Origin of the sequence: Flavobacterium branchiophilum NBRC 15030 = ATCC 35035, from assembly GCF_002217205.1 — a bacterium.
GTDB classification, from domain to species: Bacteria; Bacteroidota; Bacteroidia; order Flavobacteriales; family Flavobacteriaceae; genus Flavobacterium; species Flavobacterium branchiophilum.
On record NZ_MUGT01000123.1, the window covers coordinates 1 to 1,287 of the forward strand.

Below are 1,287 nucleotides of genomic sequence, written 5' to 3' on the forward strand. Positions count from 1 at the left end.
TTTGCTGTTATACCAATATCTTTTAATTTGTTTTGCATGAATGACATAATTGCATAAGCCAAATAACAAATTTTAATATGCGCACTCACTCTATTCATTCTGTATTTTCGAACAGGGTTAAGATGGATATTTGTTTTTAGTTCTCGATATGCCTTTTCTACAATATCTTTTTCAAAATATTTTTTAATCACCTCTTTTTCAGATAGTTTAGTAGAATGATAAAGCAGCGAATATCCAAAGTATTTTACATTTTCTTTGCTCTTTGAATCTGGATTTTTAAGTAACTTTTCCATCTTAACATTTTCCATTTCAGGATTGTAAATAACAATGAGTTTACCCGCAAGATAATCAAAGGATTGATAAAACACATGTGTGTTTTTTAATAGAATTCCGCATGAAGGATGAAAGATTTCTTCTCTTTTTATTTGATCTAAAAACTCTCTTTTTATTTTATTATTTGTTCTTAGACCAGTAATTACCTCTTGATTTAATTGCTTGAGATCGTTTAATAATTCATGGCTTATCATACCTCTGTCTAATATTATACAATCAAAATCCGTTAAACGTATATCTTTCAATAAATCTGAAAACACCTTAGTGTTTCCTATGTTTCCTTCGTACATTTTGTGCAAAATTGGAAAACCCTCATCTTGAGTAACTGCTAATGCTATTTGTATTAATTTATCAACCTTCCCATCTTTTCCTTTTCTTTTTTTCCAATCTGCATTTTTCCCATTAAAATAAGTATCTGTAACGTCTAACACTAGTGCTTTTCTCTCTTTTTTATCTGCAAGCATTATTTTCAATAGAGTGTCTTCAATTTCCTTAAAATCAAATTTATCAAGCCAATCCAATGCTTTATATAGATTTTTATCAACCAATTTATCAATTTTTAAAAGCTCTAATAATACCGTATTATCAACATAATCAGGTAGTTGATAGATTGATTTCCTAGAAATTATTTGCGTATAAACTAATAATAAAATATAGTTATGATGTTCGCCTAATAATGTATCTAATGTCAATTCTTTTGCTAAAAAATCTAAAACATAATAATCTAAAAACCGTTTACTTGAATTGATCTTCACCGACGATAAAAGTACTTTCTTTTCTGGTTTACCATCTACTTCTTTGCCAAGATACCGAATCACTCTTTGTTTAACTTTTCCGTCTTCTCTGTATGATTCTACTTCAGCAAGATAAACAGCATCTTTCTTTTTTATCTTTCTAATAAAAGCCATATTTTAAATGTAATGAATAATTTATACACTACAAAGTTAAAAAAAA

At 27.7% G+C, this 1,287-nt stretch carries 1 protein-coding gene; it reads right to left on the bottom strand.

Annotation, left to right across the window (positions count from 1 at the left end; translation table 11 throughout):
* On the bottom strand, positions 1-1,241 hold a 1,241-nt coding region (locus tag B0A58_RS12730; protein ID WP_089081376.1), incomplete at its 3' end, for an IS1634 family transposase.
* Positions 1,242-1,287 lie beyond the last annotated feature (46 nt).